Annotated in this window: 8 protein-coding genes and 1 pseudogene; 8 read left to right on the top strand and 1 reads right to left on the bottom strand. The window is 76.9% G+C overall.

Translation table 11 applies throughout. The annotated features are described in order from the left end of the window. The 3 genes and pseudogenes from GT358_RS13430 to GT358_RS13420 form a co-directional block, all read left to right on the top strand. Positions 1–787 (top strand): annotated as a pseudogene (locus tag GT358_RS13430) (hypothetical protein); the annotation flags it as partial. Further along, complete coding sequence (locus GT358_RS13425; protein WP_371416296.1) at positions 784–2,076, top strand: glycosyltransferase family 4 protein; 1,293 nt, start codon at positions 784–786, stop codon at positions 2,074–2,076. The pseudogene GT358_RS13430 and the gene GT358_RS13425, both read left to right, overlap by 4 nt. Next, positions 2,073–4,550, top strand: coding sequence for a calcium-binding protein (locus GT358_RS13420; protein WP_166583146.1), 2,478 nt, complete (start codon positions 2,073–2,075; stop codon positions 4,548–4,550). Before GT358_RS13425 ends, GT358_RS13420 begins: the two co-directional genes overlap by 4 nt. A gap of 17 nt (positions 4,551–4,567) precedes the next feature. Here the strand turns inward: GT358_RS13420 and epsE are convergent, their stop codons facing one another. Continuing rightward, on the bottom strand, positions 4,568–5,782 hold the full coding sequence (gene epsE, locus GT358_RS13415; protein ID WP_166583145.1) for an exopolysaccharide biosynthesis GT4 family glycosyltransferase EpsE: 1,215 nt from the start codon (positions 5,780–5,782) through the stop codon (positions 4,568–4,570). A gap of 89 nt (positions 5,783–5,871) precedes the next feature. On the opposite strand from epsE, the gene GT358_RS13410 reads away from it, so the two are divergent. From GT358_RS13410 to GT358_RS13390, 5 genes are all read left to right on the top strand, one after another. Continuing rightward, entirely contained in the window at positions 5,872–6,717 is an 846-nt protein-coding gene (locus tag GT358_RS13410) for a glycosyltransferase (protein WP_166583144.1), read from the top strand. Next, positions 6,714–8,075, top strand: coding sequence for an oligosaccharide flippase family protein (locus GT358_RS13405; protein WP_166583143.1), 1,362 nt, complete (start codon positions 6,714–6,716; stop codon positions 8,073–8,075). The genes GT358_RS13410 and GT358_RS13405 overlap by 4 nt, the downstream gene beginning before the upstream one ends. A gap of 169 nt (positions 8,076–8,244) precedes the next feature. After that, on the top strand, positions 8,245–14,610 hold the full coding sequence (locus tag GT358_RS13400) for a type I polyketide synthase (protein ID WP_166583142.1): 6,366 nt from the start codon (positions 8,245–8,247) through the stop codon (positions 14,608–14,610). Further along, a complete protein-coding gene (locus tag GT358_RS13395) occupies positions 14,607–15,581 on the top strand; it encodes a glycosyltransferase family 2 protein (protein WP_166583141.1) in 975 nt (324 codons plus the stop codon). Before GT358_RS13400 ends, GT358_RS13395 begins: the two co-directional genes overlap by 4 nt. Beyond that, the coding region (locus tag GT358_RS13390) for a formyltransferase family protein (RefSeq protein WP_305794644.1) at positions 15,578–16,658 on the top strand (1,081 nt) is incomplete at its 3' end. The genes GT358_RS13395 and GT358_RS13390, both read left to right, overlap by 4 nt.

Here is a 16,658-nt window from a genome sequence, read left to right as displayed (position 1 = left end):
CCTCTGGGCGGCCTTTCTGGTCCTGACGGGCCTTCTCGCCGCCGTCGCGCTGGGCCGCGCGGCGGGGCGCGAGGGGCGCGGCCCCGCCGGCGCGCGCTGGTTCCTTGCCGCCTTGTGGCTCGCCGCCGTGCTGGTGCTCTGCAAGTCGCTGGGCTCGCTTCTCCTCGCGCTGCTGTTCGCGCCGGTGATGCTCTTGGCCGCGCCCCGCTGGCAGATGCGCCTTGCGGCCCTGCTCGCCGCGCTCACGCTCGCCTATCCGCTCGCGCGCGGGGCGGACCTCGTGCCGGCCGACACGCTGGTCGCGCTCGCCGCCCGCATCGACGCCGAGCGCGCCCATTCGCTGGCCTTCCGCCTCGACAACGAGCAGCGCCTGCTCGACCGCGCGGCCGAGCGTCCGCTCTTCGGCTGGGGCCTCTGGGGCCGCCAGTTCGAGCGCGACCCCCAGTCGGGCCGCCAGACCACCATTCCCGACGGGCGCTGGATCATCACGCTGGGCAGCGGCGGCTGGCTGGGCTTTGCGGCCGAGTTCGGGCTTCTCGCGCTGCCCGTCCTGCTCATCTGGTGGCGCATGGGGGCCTCGGGCCCGCCCCCCCTCGTCGCCGCCCTGGGGCTGATCCATGCCGTCAACCTCGTGGACCTCATCCCCAACGCCACGCTCACGCCGCTCACCGCGCTCGCCGCCGGCGCCCTCTGGGCCGCGGCCGAGGCCGCGCGCCGCGCCCCCGACACCGCAGCGCAGCCCGCCGCGCCCAGCCCTCGCGCCCCCGCCTTCCGGACCGTGCTGTGACCCGCCGCCGCCGCCCCCGCATCCTGCTGCTGGCCGAGGCCGCCAATCCCGAATGGGTCTCGGTCCCGCTCGTGGGCTGGTCGCTCGCCCGCGCGCTCGCGGCCGTGGCGGACGTCCACCTCGTGACCCAGATCCGCAACCGCGACGCCATCCTCCGCGCCGGCCTCGTCGAGGGGCGCGACGTCACCGCGCTCGACACCGAGGCCGTCACCGCCCCCCTCTGGCGCCTGGCCGAGCGGCTCCGCGGCGGCGAGGGCAGGGGCTGGACCACGCTCCAGGCCGCCGCCGCGCTCGCCTATCCGGCCTTCGAGCGCGCGGTCTGGCGCCGCTTCGGCCCCTCGCTGCGCGCGGGCGAATGGGACATCGTCCACCGCGTCACGCCGCTCTCGCCCACCATCCCCAGCCCCATCGCCCCGCGCCTCGCCCGCGCGGGCGTGCCCTTCGTGCTGGGCCCGCTCAACGGCGGCGTGCCCTGGCCGCGCGCCTTCGACGCCGCCCGCCGGGCCGAGCGCGAATGGCTCTCCTACCTGCGCGGCGCCGCCCGCCTCCTGCCCGGACGCCGCGCCACCTACCGGACGGCCGCCCTCGTGCTCGCCGGCTCGCGCCACACCGCCTCCGAGATGCCGCGCGGCACCCGCACCGTCTGGCTGCCCGAGAACGCGGCCGACCCCGCCCGCTTCGCCCCCGACCCCTCCCGCCCCGAGGGGGGGCCGCTGCGCGCGGTCTTTCTGGGCCGCCTCGTGCCCTACAAGGGCCCCGACATGGCGCTCGAGGCCGCGGCCCCCCTTCTCGCCGCGGGGCGCCTGACGCTCGACATCGTGGGCGACGGCCCCCTCATGCCCGCCCTGCGCGCGCAGGCGGCGGCCCTCGGCGTCGCCCCCGCCTTCCACGGCTGGCTCCCGCAGGAGGAGGCCGCCCGCATCCTGTCGCGCGCCCACCTTCTCCTCTTTCCCTCGATCCGCGAATTCGGCGGCGGCGCCGTGGTCGAGGCGATGGCCTCCGCCGTCTGCCCCCTCGTCGTGGATTATGCCGGCCCCGGCGAACTGGTCGCACCCGGGCGGGGCCTCAAGGTCCCCCTCGCCCCCCGCGCCCCCCTCGTCGCCGCGCTCCGCGCCCGGCTCGAGGCCCTCACTCCCCCCGAGGCGTTGCGCCTCGGCCATGCCGCCCGCGCCCATGTCGCGGCCCACCTCACCTGGGAGGCCAAGGCCCGCCAGATCGCCGCCCTCTACGAATGGGTGCTGGGCGACCGCCGCGCCGCGCCCCCCGAACCCCTGCCGGAGGCCGCATGACCCCCGCCCGCCCGCTCCTCGCCCGCCTGCTCGTCGCGCTCGCCCTCGTGCTCCTGCCCGCCGCCTCCGCCGCGCGCGACATGGCCGTGTTCTTCTGGGGCCATTCGCTGCTCAACTACCCCGAAGGCGGAGAGGAGGCGTCCGTCCCCCACTGGCTCGCGCTGATGGCGCAGGCCCGGGGCGACACCCTGCGCGCCGACGGCGCCTCGGCCTTCCTGCTCGGCCACGCCTCGGCGCTGCCGCCCGTGCCCTCCTGGCGCCTTTCCGCCGTCCCGGCCGCCCTGTCGCCGGGCCAGAGCTGGGAGGAGGCGGGCTTCGACGCCGCCGTGCTCGCCATCCCCAACTTCCTCCAGCACCGCGACCCCGCCCGCACCGTCCAGGACGCCCCGGCCGAGGATCTCTCGGCCGCCATCCTCGGCTGGGCCGCGCCCCGCCTCGCCCCCGGCGGCCGGCTCCTGCTCTACGAGGGCTGGCCCCAGATGGAGGACATCGCGCCGTGGCCGCCCACCCGCCGCGGCATGGCCCGCTGGCGCGCCTGGATGGGCGGCGGCTTCGCCGACTGGCACGCCAAGCTCCTCGAGCGCCTGCGCGCCCGCCTGCCCGAGGCGCGGATCGCCGCGATCCCCACCGCCACCACCCTCGCCGCCCTTCTCTCCGAGCCTCCGCTCGAGGCGCTCCCGCCCGAGGCGCTGTTCACCGACGGCGCCCCCCACGGCACGCCCACCACCTACCTGCTCGCGGCCATGATCGCCCATGCCGCTCTCTGGGGCGAGCCGCCGCCCCCCCTCGCGCTGCCGCCCTCCATCCACCCGCTCGTGGCCACGCGCTACGACGCGCTCGCCCGACGCGTGGCCGAACTGGCGGGCCTCGATCCCGCCGCCGATCCCCCCGCCTCCGCTGCCTCGCTGTCGCGCCCCTCCGCGGGTCCCGGCCTCGGCATGGGCCTCAACGGCATCAGCGACTGGTCCACCCAGCATCCCTTTCTCGACCGGATGCGCACCGCGCGGCCCTGGATCGGCCACAGCCCCGAGCAATGGGGCGCCTGGGACACCGAGGCGTTGCGCGCGGGCGGCCACCTCTCCCCCGAGGGCTGGCCCCTCTCGCTGCCCGCGGGCGCCGACCGGCTCGAATCGCTCGTCCTCACCGACCAGCCCGAGGAGGCCGCGGCCCTGGCCGGCACCTACATCCTGTCCTGGGAGGGGCGGGCCGAGGTCTCGCTCGCAGGGCTCGCGCGCGACATCCGCCCCGCGGGCCCGCGCGCCTTCCGCTTCCGCTACGCCCCCGGCCCCGGCGCCGTGGCCGTGGTCGTCCGCCGCATCGACCCCGCCGACCCCCCGCGCGACTTCGTCCTGCTGCGCGAGGAGCACCGGGACCTCCACGCCGCCGGAGAGGTCTTCGACCCCGACTTCCTCGCCCGCATCGAGGGCTTCCGCGCGCTGCGCTTCATGGACTGGATGGACACCAACAACTCCGCCCAGACCACGTGGGAGGACCGCCCGCGGCTGTCGGACGCGACCTGGGCCGCGCGCGGCGTGCCCGCCGAGGTGATGGTGGACCTCGCCAACCGGGTGGGGGCGGACCCGTGGTTCACGCTGCCCCACGCGGCCGACGACGCCTATGTGCGCGCCTTCGCCCGCCTCGTGCACGACCGGCTCGACCCCCGGCTCGTGGTCCATGCCGAATGGTCCAACGAGGTGTGGAACTGGCTCTTCGAGCAGGCGCGCTGGGCCGACGCGCAGGCCCGCGCGCGCTGGGGCGCGGACGCGCCGGGGGACGCCTGGATGCAGTTCGCGGGCCTGCGCGCGGCCGAGGTGGCCGACATCTGGGCCGAGACCTTCGCCGACGATCCCGCCCGCCTGCGCCGCGTCGTGGGCGTCCAGACCGGCTGGCTCGGTCTCGAGGAGCCCCTGCTCGAGGCGCCCCTCGCCCGGGCCGAAGGCCGCGCGCCCCCCTGGCAGAGCTTCGACGCCTATGCCGTCACCGGCTATCTCGGCCATGGCTGGGCCGAGGCCGCGCCCGACCTGCTCGCCGACCCCGACGCTGCCCCCGCCCGGCTCGAGGCGGTCCTGCGCGCCGACCTCGCCGATCACGCCGCCCGCCTCTGGCCCCACCACGCCGCGCAGGCCGCCCGCCGCGGCCTCCTGCTCGTCGCCTACGAGGCCGGCCCCCACATCGTCCCCGAGGATGCGGGCGACGAACGGCTGCGCCCGCTGCTCGACGCCTTCGCCTACTCGCCCGCGATGGGGGCCCTGATGACCGACCTCGTCGCCGCCTGGCGCGAGGCGGGGGGCACGCTCTTCATGCCCTTCGTGGACACGGCCGCGCCCTCGCGCTGGGGCGCCTGGGGGGCCTTGCGCTTTCCCGGCGACCGCAACCCGCGCTGGGACGCGATCCGCGCCGCCGCCGAGGCGGGCCCCTGGTGGCCCGAGGCGCGCGCCCCCGGCACCTTCGAGGGCCGGGAGGCCGGGCCATGATCCCGTACCGGACGCCGTCAGTCCCCGGCCGGCCGGGCCGGGATCAGGCCCATCTCGCGCAGGAGCGTCTCGGCCCCGCGCCGCGAATCGAACGCCTCCTCCACGCGCGACAGGCCGGCCATGGACAGTTCGATCGCGCGCGCAGGCCGCAGCGCCAGGTCGCGGATGGCGCAGGCCAGCGCGGCGGGGTCGCGAGGCGGCACCAGGATTCCGTCCACCCCGTGCGTGACGAGCTCGCGCACGCCCCCCGCCGCCGTGCCGATCACCGGCACTCCGGCCGCCATCGCCTCCATGAAGGCCACCCCCAGGGGCTCGTGGTGGGAGGCCAGGGCGAACAGATGCGCCCGGTGCAGCGCGGCGACGACCGCGCCCTCGTCGGCCGCGCCGGGCAGCGCGACGACCTCCTCCAGACCGGCCCGCGCCACGGCCGCCTCGATCGCCGCGCGGTAGCCCCCGCCGCCGTCGTCGTCCTCCCCCAGGACGAGCAGCCGCAGGTCCAGGCCCTCGGCGCGCAGCCGCCGCACCGCCTCGATGAGGATCTCGTGGCCCTTGGCCGGGTTGAGCCGCGCACAGCACAAGAGCTGCAGCGGCCCGCTGCCCGGCGTCCAGGGCACATAGGGCCGCGCACGGCGGAAGCGCGCGACGTCCACCCCCATCGGCTGCACCACCAGCCGCGCGGGCCTGTCCTCGCGCAGCACCGTCTTGACCTCGGCGAGCAGCCGGCGCGTGATGATCGTGGCAAAGCGGGCCCCGCGCCACTTGAGGGTCTGGCCCGGCCCGTAATCGGAGAGCGGCCCGTGCAGCGTCAGGCTGTAGGAGGGACCCCCCAGCCGTTCGGCCAGGGCGGCGACCAGGGCGGCGCGGCCGCAGGAATGGACATGGACATGCCCGATCCCCTCGCGCCCGGCCGTCTCGCACAGCCGCGCCGCGGCCGGCAGCGCCAGGAGGAGGTCGCGCCAGAGTCCCGGCTCGGCGCCCCGCATCTCGCGCCAGGGCAGGGCGGGCAGGGCGCGCAGCGCGTCGCGCGGGCTGCGGCTCATGAGATAGGTCGTGCGCCGGGCCGCCTCGGCGGACCATTCGTGCGCGACGAGGCCGGGCGGCGGCGGCCGGGTGGACAGCAGCGCCACGGCCGCGCCCATGGCCTCCAGGGCCCTGACCTCGCGCCAGAAGAAGGCATGGGTCTGGGCGGGGAATTGCGGCACCAGATAGCCGATCCGCGGCCCCTCGCCCATGCCCCGCTCCCCCTGCGCCGAACGGGCGCGATCCTGCACGGGCCCCGCCTGCGCGCCAAGGGGGCACGGACGGGCACCGGGGGGCGGCCATGACCCCGCCCCGGCTCAGCGTCGTGATCCCCGCCGCCAACGAGGCGCGGCTGCTGCCGGCCTGCCTGGCCGCGCTCGCCGCCTCCGAGCCTGTTCCCGGCGGGGCCGAGGCGGTGGTCGTCTCCAACGGCTCCACCGACGGCACCGCCGCCGCGGCCGAGGCGATGCGGCCCCTGCTCGCGGCGGCGGGCTGGGGGCTTGCGGTCCTCGACCTGCCCCGGGGCGGCAAGCCCGGCGCGCTCGATGCGGGCGACGCGGCCGCGCGCGGGGACCTGCGCGCCTATTGCGACGCCGACGTGACGGTGTCGCCGGGCCTTCTCCCCGCGCTCGCCCGCGTGCTCGACCGCCCCGATCCCGCCTATGCCTCGGGCCGGCCGGCGATCCGGGGCCGGGGGCTGGCCGCGCGGCTCTATGCACGCGCCTGGGCGCGGGTCCCCTTCATGGCCCAGACGGCGCGGGGCGGGGTGCCGGGCTGCGGCCTCTTTGCCGTCAACGCCCCCGGACGGGCGCGCTGGGGCGACTGGCCGCGCATCATCGCCGACGACGCCTTCGCCCGCCTCCACTTCGCCCCGGCCGAGCGGCACCTCGTGCCCCATCCCTATGACTGGCCCATCGCCGAGGGCGTGGCGGCGCTGGTCCGCGTCCGCCGCCGCCAGGACGAGGGCGTGCGCGAGATCGCGCGGCGTTTCCCCCACCTTCTGGCGCAGGAGGACGTCCCCAAACCCGGCCCCCGCGCCGTCCTGCGCCTGATGGCGGCCGACCCGCTCGCCTTTGCGGCCTATGCGGGCGTGGCCCTGGCCGTCCGGGCGCGGCGCGCCGACGGCGGCTGGAGCCGGTCGCGATGAGTGCCGCCCCCGCCGCGACGGCCTCGCTCGGGGCGCGCGCTCTGCGCTCCTCGGCGATCACGGGGGCAGGGTTCGTCGCCGCCCAGGCGCTGCGGCTCGGCTCCAACCTGCTGCTCACGCGGCTGCTCTTTCCCGAAGCCTTCGGCCTGATGGCGCTCGTCGCGGTGGTGCTGACGGGGCTCGCCATGCTGTCGGACATCGGTCTCGGCCCGGCCGTCATGGGCTCGCGGCGCGGCGACGACCCGGACTTCCTCGACACCGCCTGGACGGTCCAGGCCTTGCGGGGCGTGCTGCTGTGGCTTGCGGCCTGCGCGCTCGCCCCCTTCCTCGCCGCCTTCTGGGGAGAGCCGGTCCTCGCCCTCATGCTGCCCGTGGCGGCCTTCGCGCTGGTGATCCAGGGGCTGAACCCCACTCGGCTGCTGACCGCGCACCGCCACCTGCGCGCGGGCCGCGTGACCCTGATCGAGCTTGCCACCCAGGTCGTGGGGCTCGTCGCGGCCGCCATCCTCGCCTGGATCACCGGCAGCGTCTGGGCGCTTGTCGTCTCGGGCCTCGTGGCCGCGCTCGCGCATCTGGCGCTTCTGCATCTCTGCCTGCCCGGACGCCCCGACCGCCTCCGCTGGGAGCCCGCAGCCGCGCGCGAACTGGTGCGCTTCGGCCAGTGGATCCTTCTCGCCACGCTGTTCGGCTTCCTTGCGCTGCAGGCCGACAAGATCGTGCTCGGCCGCTGGCTGCCGCTCGCGGATTTCGGCCTCTACAACATCGGGGCCTTCCTCGCGACCTTTCCCCTCCTGCTCGGGGGGGCAGTCGCGGGCCGCGTCCTGATCCCGGTCTATCGCGACAGTCCTCCTGCCGCCCCCGGCGCGGCCGGAGAGGCCAACCGCCGGCGCATCCGCCGGATGCGGGCCGCGCTGCTCGGGGGGCTCGTGCTGCTCGTGCTGCCGCTTGCGCTCGCGGGCGACGGGATCGTGCGCCTGCTCTACGACCCGCGCTATGCCGGGGCGGGCGCCGTCGCCCTCCTGCTGGCCGCCGCGCAGGGTCCCGCGCTGGTCCTGCTCAGCTGCGACCAGGCGGCGCTGGCGCAGGGCGATTCGCGACGCTTCTTCGTCTATTCGGCCCTGCGCGCGATCTTCTCGACGGGGGGCTTGCTGGCCGGGCTCGCCCTGGCGGGGCTGGGGGGCGCGATCCTCGGGCAGGCGGCGGGCTGGCTTCTGGCCTGGCCGGTCCTCGCCTGGCTGCTGCGCCCGCACCGCGCCTGGGACCCGGCGCTCGACCTCGCCGTCCTGGCCGTCAGCGGCCTCCTTCTCGCCACCGTCCTCACGCTGCGCCACGACGCCGTCGCCCCGCTGTTCGGCTGACCCGGCCCCGGGTCGTCAAGGAACCGGTAACCATGGTAAAGAAAGTCTTGCACCACCGCGCGCACCACCCCCGTTTCGTGCAACACGCCCCGCAGGCGCCTTATGGTGGGCGCATTCCCGCTCCACGGAGCATCAGGCAGGCACGTCCATGGCACAGGAGGGCACGATCATGACCGACGCCTCGCGCCCCGACCCGGACGGCGCGGCGGACGGGCTCGCCGTCGCGATCATCGGCCTCGGCCTGCACCTGCCCGGCGCCGACGGCCCGGTGGCGTTCTGGCGCAACCTTGCGGGCGGGGTGCGCTCCATCCGCCGCCTCGGGCGCGAGGAGCTGCTCGCCGCGGGCGAATCCCCGGCCCGCATCGACCGGCCCGACTATGTCCCCTTTGCCGCCGACCTGCCCGGCTGGGCCGGCTTCGACCCCGCCTTCTGGGGCCTGTCGCCCAAGGACGCGGCCGTGATGGACCCCCAGCACCGCCACTTCCTCGAGGCCGCCTGGGAGGCGCTCGAGGATGCGGGGGTGGACCCCGACCGCTTCGCCGGCCGCATCGGCACCTTCGCCGGCTCGGGCGAGGCGCGCTGGTGGCACGCCCACGTGCTCGCCAACCGCGACCTCGTGGAATCCACGGGCGAGTTCCTGCTGCGCCATACCGGCAACGACAAGGACTTCCTCGCCACGCGCCTCGCCCACATCCTCGACCTGCGCGGGCCCGCGATCACCGTGCAGACCGCCTGCTCCACCTCGCTCGTGGCCACCCATTACGCCTGCCAGTCGCTGCTTCTGGGCGAATGCGACCTCGCGCTGGCCGGCGGCGCCACGCTCGAACTGCCCCAGCCCCGCGGCTACCTCTTCCGCGAGGGCGAGATCCTGTCGCCCGACGGCGAGTGCCACGCCTTCGACCACCGCGCCGCGGGCACCGTGTTCGGCTCGGGCGCCGCCGTCGCCGTCCTGCGCCGGCTCGAGGATGCGCTCCGCGACGGCGACCCGGTCTATGCCGTCATCCGCGGCAGCGCCGTCAACAACGATGGCGCGCGCAAGGCGGGCTATCTCGCTCCTTCGGTGGACGGCCAGGCCGATTGCGTGGCCGAGGCGTTGCGCGTCGCGGGCCTGCCGGCCGACGCCGTCTCCTATGTGGAATGCCACGGCACCGGCACCTATCTCGGCGACCCGATCGAGGTGGCCGCCCTCACCGACGCCTTCCGCCGCACGACAGCGCGGACCGGCTTCTGCCGCATCGGCTCGGTCAAGACCAATATCGGCCATCTCGACACCGCCGCGGGCACCGCCTCGCTCGCCAAGGCCGCGCTCGCGCTCCACCACCGCGCCATCCCGCCCTCGCTCGGCTACGAGGCGCCGAACCCCGCCATCCCCTTCGACGAGACCCCCTTCCGCGTCGCCGACCGCCTCCTGCCTTGGGACGGGCCCGAGCCCCGCCGCGCCGGCGTCAACAGCCTCGGCGTGGGCGGCACCAACGCGCACCTCATCCTCGAGGAGGCGCCCCCGCCCCCCCCGTCCGAGGAGCCCGCCTTTCCCTTCGCGCTGCTCGCGCTGTCCGCGCGCACCCGCCCCGCGCTCGAGGCCGCCTCGCGCCGTCTCGCCGCCCATCTGCGCGCCCATCCCGGGGAGCGCCTCGCCGATGTCGCCTGGACGCTCCAGCAGGGGCGCCGCGCCTTCGCCCACCGTCGCGTCCTCGTGGCCGGGACCCACGAGGAGGCCGCCGCCCTTCTCGACAATCCCGACCCCCGCCGCGTCTGGACCCACGAGGCGATCCCCTCGCCCGAGGCCGTGTTCATGTTCCCCGGCGGCGGCGCCCAGTATCCCGGCATGGCCCGCGACCTCTACGAGACCGAGCCCGAGTTCCGCGACTGGGCCGATCGCGGTCTGGCCCATCTCGCCGCTTTGGGCGACGACCCCCGCCCCCACTGGCTGCCCGCCCCCGGCGGGGAGGAGGAGGCCGCCCGGGCGCTCCTCGCCCCTTCGGTGCAGCTCCCGCTCCTGCTCATCGTCGAATACGCGCTCGCGCGGCTCTGGATGTCCTGGGGCGTCCGGCCCGCCGCCCTGATCGGCCATTCCATGGGCGAGAACACCGCCGCCGCCGTGGCCGGCATCCTCTCCTTCGAGGACGCGATCGCCCTGGTCCGCCTGCGCGGCCGGCTGTTCGACTCGCTGCCCGAGGGGGGGATGCTCTCCGTCGCCCTCCCGCCCGAGGCCCTGCGCGAGCGGCTGGGCGACGATCTCGATCTCGCCGTGGTGAACGGCCCCGCGCTGTCGGTCGCCTCCGGCCCCCGCGCCGCGCTCGACGCGCTCGCCCAGCGCCTCGCGGCCGAGGGGGTCGAGTTCCAGCCCATCCCCATCCGCGTCGCCGCCCACAGCCGCATGCTCGAGCCGATCCTGCAGCCCTTCGGCGACTTCCTGCGCGGGGTTCGCCTCGCGCCCCCGCAGATCCCCGTCGTCTCCAACCGCACCGGCCGCCTGCTGACCGCGGCCGAGGCCACCGACCCCGATTACTGGGTGGGCCACCTGCGCGGCACGATCCTGTTCTCCGAGGGCATCCGCACGCTCGCCGCCGGAAACCCCCGCCGCCTCTTTCTCGAGGTGGGGCCCGGCCGAACGCTCGCCTCGCTCGCCGCGGGCACCGGGGCGGTGTCGCCCAACCAGACGATCGGCAGCCTGCGCCACCGCGACGATCCCGTCCCCGACGACGCCTATTTCCAGGCCCAGCTCGGCCGCGTCTGGGCCGCGGGCGGCACGTTCGACTGGGACCAGCACTGGGGCGGCGCGCGGCGGCGCAAGCTGCGCCTGCCCACCTATCCGTGGGAGCGCGCGGACTACATCGTGCGCCCCACCGCCCCGGCCCCGACCGAGGAGGAGGCGCCGCGCAGCGACGACCCCGCCCTCTGGGCCTGGGCGCCGCGCTGGACCCCGCGCTACGCGCCCTGCGCGGCCGACATCACGGGCGACCTCTCCGACACCGCCCCCGAAAGCTGGCTCGTCCTCGCCGACGACACGGGGCTGGCCGACCGCGTCGCCGCGCGCCTGCGCGGGGCGGGGCACGCGGTCGTCCTCGCCCGCCCCGGCGACCGCTTCGCCTGGCTCTCCGAGGAGGAGGCGCTCATCCCCCCCGAGGGGGGCCGCGACGGCTACGACCGCCTGCTCGGCGACCTGCGCGACCGCGGCCGGATGCCCGCGCGCATCCTCCATCTCTGGCTCGTCACCCGGGGCACCGCCCACCGCCCCGGCTCCAGCTTCTTCCACCGCGTCCAGGAGGGGGGGTTCTGGTCGCTGCTGTTCCTCGCCCAGGCCTGGGCCGAGACGACGGACGCGCCCCTGCGCCTCGTCTGCGCCACCACCGGCGCGCTCCAGACCCGCGCCGAGCCCCTTCCCCACCCCGAGAAGGCCACGATCCTCGGCCCGCTCGGGGTCATCCCGCGCGAGTTTCCGGGCGCCACGGCCGCGCTGCTCGACCTCGACCCCGACGCCCCGCCGGGCGACCGCGCCGCCGCTCTTCTCGAGGAGGCCCTGGCCGAGCCGCAGAGCACCGTCGCCGCGATCCGCGGGGGCCGCCGGCTCGAGCGCGGCTGGGCCCGGGTGCCCTTCGCCGCCGATCCGCCCCCCCTCCGCCGGGACGGCCCCGTCCTCGTCACCGGCGGCTTCGGCGGCATCGGCCTCGCGCTGGCCACGGCGCTGGCCGAGGGGTGGGACGCCCCGCTGGCGCTGCTCGCCCGCACGCCCTTGCCGCCGCGCGCCGAATGGGACGGGATCCTGCGGCGCGAGAACACCGCCACCGCGCGCCGCATCCGCGCCGTCCTCGATCTCGAGGCGCGGGGCGTCCGCGTCCTGCCGCTCGCCGCCGACGTCGCCAACATCGAGGAGATGCGCGAGGCGATCGCCCGGGCCGAGGAGGCGTTCGGCCCCCTCTCGGGCGTGATCCACGCCGCCGGCACGATCGACGACGCCCCCATCCTCGCCAAGAACCCGCTGGCCGCCGAGGAGGTGCTCGCCCCCAAGGTCCACGGCCTCCAGGTCCTCGACGAGCTGCTGCCCGACGGCCGGCTCGACTGGATGCTGCTCTGCTCGTCCACCTCCACCGCCACCTGCCCCGCGGGTCAGGCCGACTATGTCGCCGCCAACGCCTATCTCTCCGCCTGGGCGCGCTCGCGCGCGAGGGGGCGCACGCGCGTCGTGGCCCTCGACTGGGGCCCGTGGCGCGACGTGGGCATGGCCGCCGAGGCGATGGCCGCCCGCCGGGGCCGCCCCGAGCCCGAGGCCGCGCCCGCGAGCCTTCCTCTCTGGGACCGGATCGGCTTCGACGCCGATGGCCACCGCCTGCTGCTCTCGGACTGGACCGCCCCCGTCCGCTGGGTCGCCCACGAGCACCGCACCGCGGCCGGCGACGCCGTCCTGCCCGGCACCGGGGTGCTCGAACTCCTCGCCGAGGCGATGGAGGCCCAGGGCGAGGCGATGCCCTTCGCCATCGAGGGGCTCACCTTCCTGCGCCCCGCCCGCATCCCGGACACCGGCGCCGCCCGCCTGCGCCTGACGCTGCGCCGCAGCGAAGCGGGCTACGACGCCCTTCTCGAGAGCGCCGAGACCCGCGCCGCTCCCGAGGCCCGCGCCGAGGCGCGCCTGTCGCTCCTGCCCGTCCCCGCGCCCGCCCCCCTCGACCCGGCCGCGATCCGCGCCCGCCTCGACGACCGCCCGACCGGCCTCTCGCCCCGCCCTGACGGCAGCCTCGCCTCCCCCCAGGAGGCGCATCTGCGCTTCGGCCCCCGCTGGCACGTCATCCGGGAGGCCGCCTTGGGCGAGGGCGAGGGGCTCGCGCGCCTTTCGGTCCCCGACGCCGAGGGGATGATCCTCCATCCGGGCCTTCTCGACCTCGCCACGGGCTGGGCCATGGCGCTGATCCCCGGCTATGACGGTGCGCATCTCTGGGTGCCGCTCTCCTACGCCCGCATCGAGGTCCATGCCCCCTTGGGGACGGAGGTGCTCAGCCATGTCCGCCTCGTCGCCCACACGGCCGAGACTGCGCGCTTCGACGCCACCCTCGCCGACCCCTCGGGCCGCGTGCTCCTGCGCGCCGAAGGGCTGACCCTCCGCCGCCTCGACGGCGCCATCGCCTTCGGCGCCGCCCCCGCCCCCGCCGCCGAGGGGCCGCGCCCCCTCTCCCCGGCCGAGGAGCGCCTCGCCCGCGCCATCGCCCGCGGCCTTTCGGCCGCCGACGGCCAGGAGGCGTTCCGCCGCGCCCTCGCCCAGCCCCTGCCGGAGGTCGCCGTCTCCCCCGTCCCGCTGCCCGCCCTGATCGCCGAGGCCGACGCCGCCGCCGCGGCCCCGGCCGCCGCCGCCGGCCCCGCCTTTGACGCCCCCGGCCGCGCCGCGGCCGAGCCCCCCGAGGGACCGGTCGAGACGCGCCTCGCCGCGCTCTGGTCCGACCTGCTCGGCACCGGCGCGGTGGGGGCGACGGACTCGTTCTTCGAGCTCGGGGGGCACTCGCTGATCGCGGTGCGGCTCTTTGCGCAGATCCGGCGGATCTGGGGCGCGGACCTGCCCATCTCCACCCTCTTCGAGGCGCCGACCATCCGCGCGCTGGCCCGCCTCGTCGCCGAGGCCGCCCCCGCCGCCGCGGGCGAGGCCCAAGCGGCAGCCCCCGCCGCCCCTCCGCGCGCGACCCGCCGCTTCACCCATCTCGTGCCCATGCACATGGGCGAGGGGGGGCCGCGCCCGCCCTTCTTCCTCGTCGCGGGCATGTTCGGCAACGTGCTCAACCTGCGCCACCTCGCGGGGCTTCTCGGCGCCGACCGGCCCTTTTTCGGCCTTCAGGCCCAGGGCCTGACCGGCGAGGCGCCGCCCCACGACTCGCTCGTCGAGGCCGCCGCCTCCATGATCGCCGAGATGCGCCAGGTCGCGCGCGGCGGGCCGTGGCTCCTCGGCGGCTTCTCGGGCGGCGGCATCACCGCCTTCGAGATCGCCCACCAGCTCGCCGCCTCCGGAGAGGAGGTGGGGGCCGTGATCCTGCTCGACACGCCGCTGCCGCAGCGCGAGGCGCTCACGCCCCGCGACCGCGCCCTGATCCAGTGGCACGAGATCCGCGCCCGCGGCCCGCTCGGCGCTGTGCGCTACCCCTTCGACTGGGCCCTGCGCCGCGCCCGCTGGGAGGTCGAGAAGCGCCGCCGCGCCCGCGCGCCCGAGGCGCCCGCGCAGCCCGCCTTCCACGACGCCGCCATCGAGGCCGCCTTCCGCCGCGCCATCGCCGCCTATCCGATGCGGCGCTGGGACGGCCCGCTCACCCTGTTCCGGCCCCCGCTGCGCGGCCGCTGGCAGACCGGGCCGGACCGCTGGATCGACAGCCAGCGCGAGGTGGTGCTCTCCGACAACGGCTGGACCCCCTGGGCGCCCCGGCTCCAGGTCATCGAGGTGCCGGGCGATCACGATTCCATGGTCCTCGAACCCCATGTCCGCGTGCTGGCCGCGCGCCTGCGCCGCATCCTCGGGGCGGCCGAGCGCACCGCCCCCCGCCTGCGCGAGGCCGCCGAATGAGGGTCCACGTCGTCGTCCTGAACTGGCGCACCGCGCCGATGACGCTGCGCGCCGCCGCGGCGGGGCTGCGGGCCCTCGAGGGCCTCGAGGGGGGTCTGACAATCGTGGACAACGATTCCCGCGACGGCTCCGAGGAGGCGCTGCGCGAGGGGACGGCCGGCTGGCCGCGCACCCAGGTGATCCAGGCGGGCCGCAACGGCGGCTTCGGCGCGGGCATGAACGCGGGCATCCGCGCGGGCCTGCCGGACGGGACGCGCCCGGACGCCGTCCATCTGCTCAATTCCGACGCCTTCCCCGAACCCGACGCGCTGCGGCATCTGGCCGACCACCTTGCCCGCCATCCCCGCGCGGGCATCGCGGGCAGCCTCATCCTCGGCGAGGACGGCGAGACCCACCTGACCACCTTCCGCTTCCCGTCCGTCCTGTCCGAGCTCGAGGGCGCGGCCCGCACCGGGCCCATCAGCCGCCTGCTCGCACGCCACGCCGTGCCGCTGCCCACGCCCGAGCATGCGGGGCCCGTGGACTGGTGCGCGGGCGCCTCCATGCTGCTGCGCACCGACATGCTCGACCGGGTGGGCCTCTTCGACGAGGCGTTCTTTCTCTACTTCGAGGAAACGGACCTCTGCCTGCGCGCCGCCCGCGCCGGCTGGGAGACGCATTTCGTCCCCGCCAGCCGCGTCGTCCATCTCGGGTCGGTCTCCACCGGCATGAAGGAGTGGGTGCGGACGCCGGATTACTGGTTCCACTCGCGCCTGCACTACTTCCGCAAGAATCACGGCGCCGCGGCCGCCGCCGCCGCCACGGCGGCGCATCTGGCCGGCGGGCTGATCCACCGCACGCGCCGCGGCCTGCGCCGGCAGCGCGCCGCCGATCCGCCGGGCTTCCTGCGCACGCTCCTGCGCCACGACCTCGCCGCGCTCGCCCCCCGCCGCGTCCCGTCCCGCCGCCCCAGCCCGAGGGTTGATCCATGACCTCCGCCGTTCTTCTGGGCCACGACACCCTCGCGCTCGAGACCGCGCGCGCCTGGACGGCGGCGGGGCACCGGCTGGTCGCCGTGGCGACGCGGCACGACGCGCTCGCCGAATGGGCGGTGGGGCAGGGGGTGCCGCTCGTGGCGCCGGGCCCCGGCCTGGCCGACCGCCTGTCCCCGCTGCATTTCGACTGGCTGCTATCGGTGGCCAATCTCGATCTTCTCCCCGAGGCGGTGCTGCGCCTGCCCGCCCGCGGGGCCGTCAACTTCCACGACGCCCCCCTGCCCGAGCGGGCGGGCCTCAACGCCCCCGTCTGGGCGCTGCTGGAGGGCGCGGCCGAGCACGGCATCACCTGGCACCTGATCGAGGCCGGCGTGGACACGGGGCCCGTCCTCGTCCGGCGCCGCTTCGCCATCGCCCCGGACGAGACCGCGCTCTCGCTCAACACCCGCTGCCTCGAGGCTGCGCTCGACTCGCTGCCCGAGCTGTTCGCCCAGCTTGCGGGCACGCCGCGCCCCGTCCCCCAGGACCCGGCGCGCCGCCTGCGGCTCCACCGCGCCAAGGACCGCCCCGAGGGCGCCGCCGTGCTCGACCCGGGCCTGCCTGCCCCGGATCTCGCCGCGCTCGTCCGCGCGCTCGACCACGGCCCCTACCCGAACCCGGTGGCGGCGCCCAAGATCGACCTCGGCGACGGCCTCGCCCTGGTCGGCCGGGCCGAGACCGCCCCCGGCGGCGGAGAGCCGGGCCTCGTGCTCGGGGCCGACGCCCGGGGCTTCGTGATGGTATGCGGAACGGGCGCGCTCCGCCTCGAAGGGCTCGTGCCGCTCGGGCCCGGCGCGGCGCTTCCCGCCCCCGGCACCCGCCTGCCGCGGCCCGACGCCGCCACCCGCGCCGCGCGCGAGGCCGCCCTCGCCGCCACCCCTCCGGGCGAGGCCCACTGGCGGGCCCGCCTGCTCGATCTGCGCCCCGCCGCGCTGCCCCCCCTCGGCGGCTCGCGGGGCGCGGAGCCGCTCCGCCGCCCCCTCGGCCCCGGCGACGCAGCCCTCGCCCTCGCCGCGCTCGCCCGCGCGCTGGCGG

It is taken from the genome of Rubellimicrobium sp. CFH 75288, from assembly GCF_009904055.1.
Taxonomy (GTDB): domain Bacteria; phylum Pseudomonadota; class Alphaproteobacteria; order Rhodobacterales; family Rhodobacteraceae; genus Rubellimicrobium.
Note: the sequence above shows the minus strand (reverse complement) of the source record. Positions and strands in the feature narration are given on the sequence as shown.

Coding starts and splice junctions, on each gene's coding strand:
- GT358_RS13395 (WP_166583141.1), top strand. CDS start 14,607: ATGAGGGTCCACGTCGTCGTCCTGAACTGGCGCACCGCGCCGATGACG.
- GT358_RS13400 (WP_166583142.1), top strand. CDS start 8,245: ATGACCGACGCCTCGCGCCCCGACCCGGACGGCGCGGCGGACGGGCTC.
- GT358_RS13410 (WP_166583144.1), top strand. CDS start 5,872: ATGACCCCGCCCCGGCTCAGCGTCGTGATCCCCGCCGCCAACGAGGCG.
- epsE (WP_166583145.1), bottom strand. CDS start 5,782: ATGGGCGAGGGGCCGCGGATCGGCTATCTGGTGCCGCAATTCCCCGCC.
- GT358_RS13420 (WP_166583146.1), top strand. CDS start 2,073: ATGACCCCCGCCCGCCCGCTCCTCGCCCGCCTGCTCGTCGCGCTCGCC.
- GT358_RS13405 (WP_166583143.1), top strand. CDS start 6,714: ATGAGTGCCGCCCCCGCCGCGACGGCCTCGCTCGGGGCGCGCGCTCTG.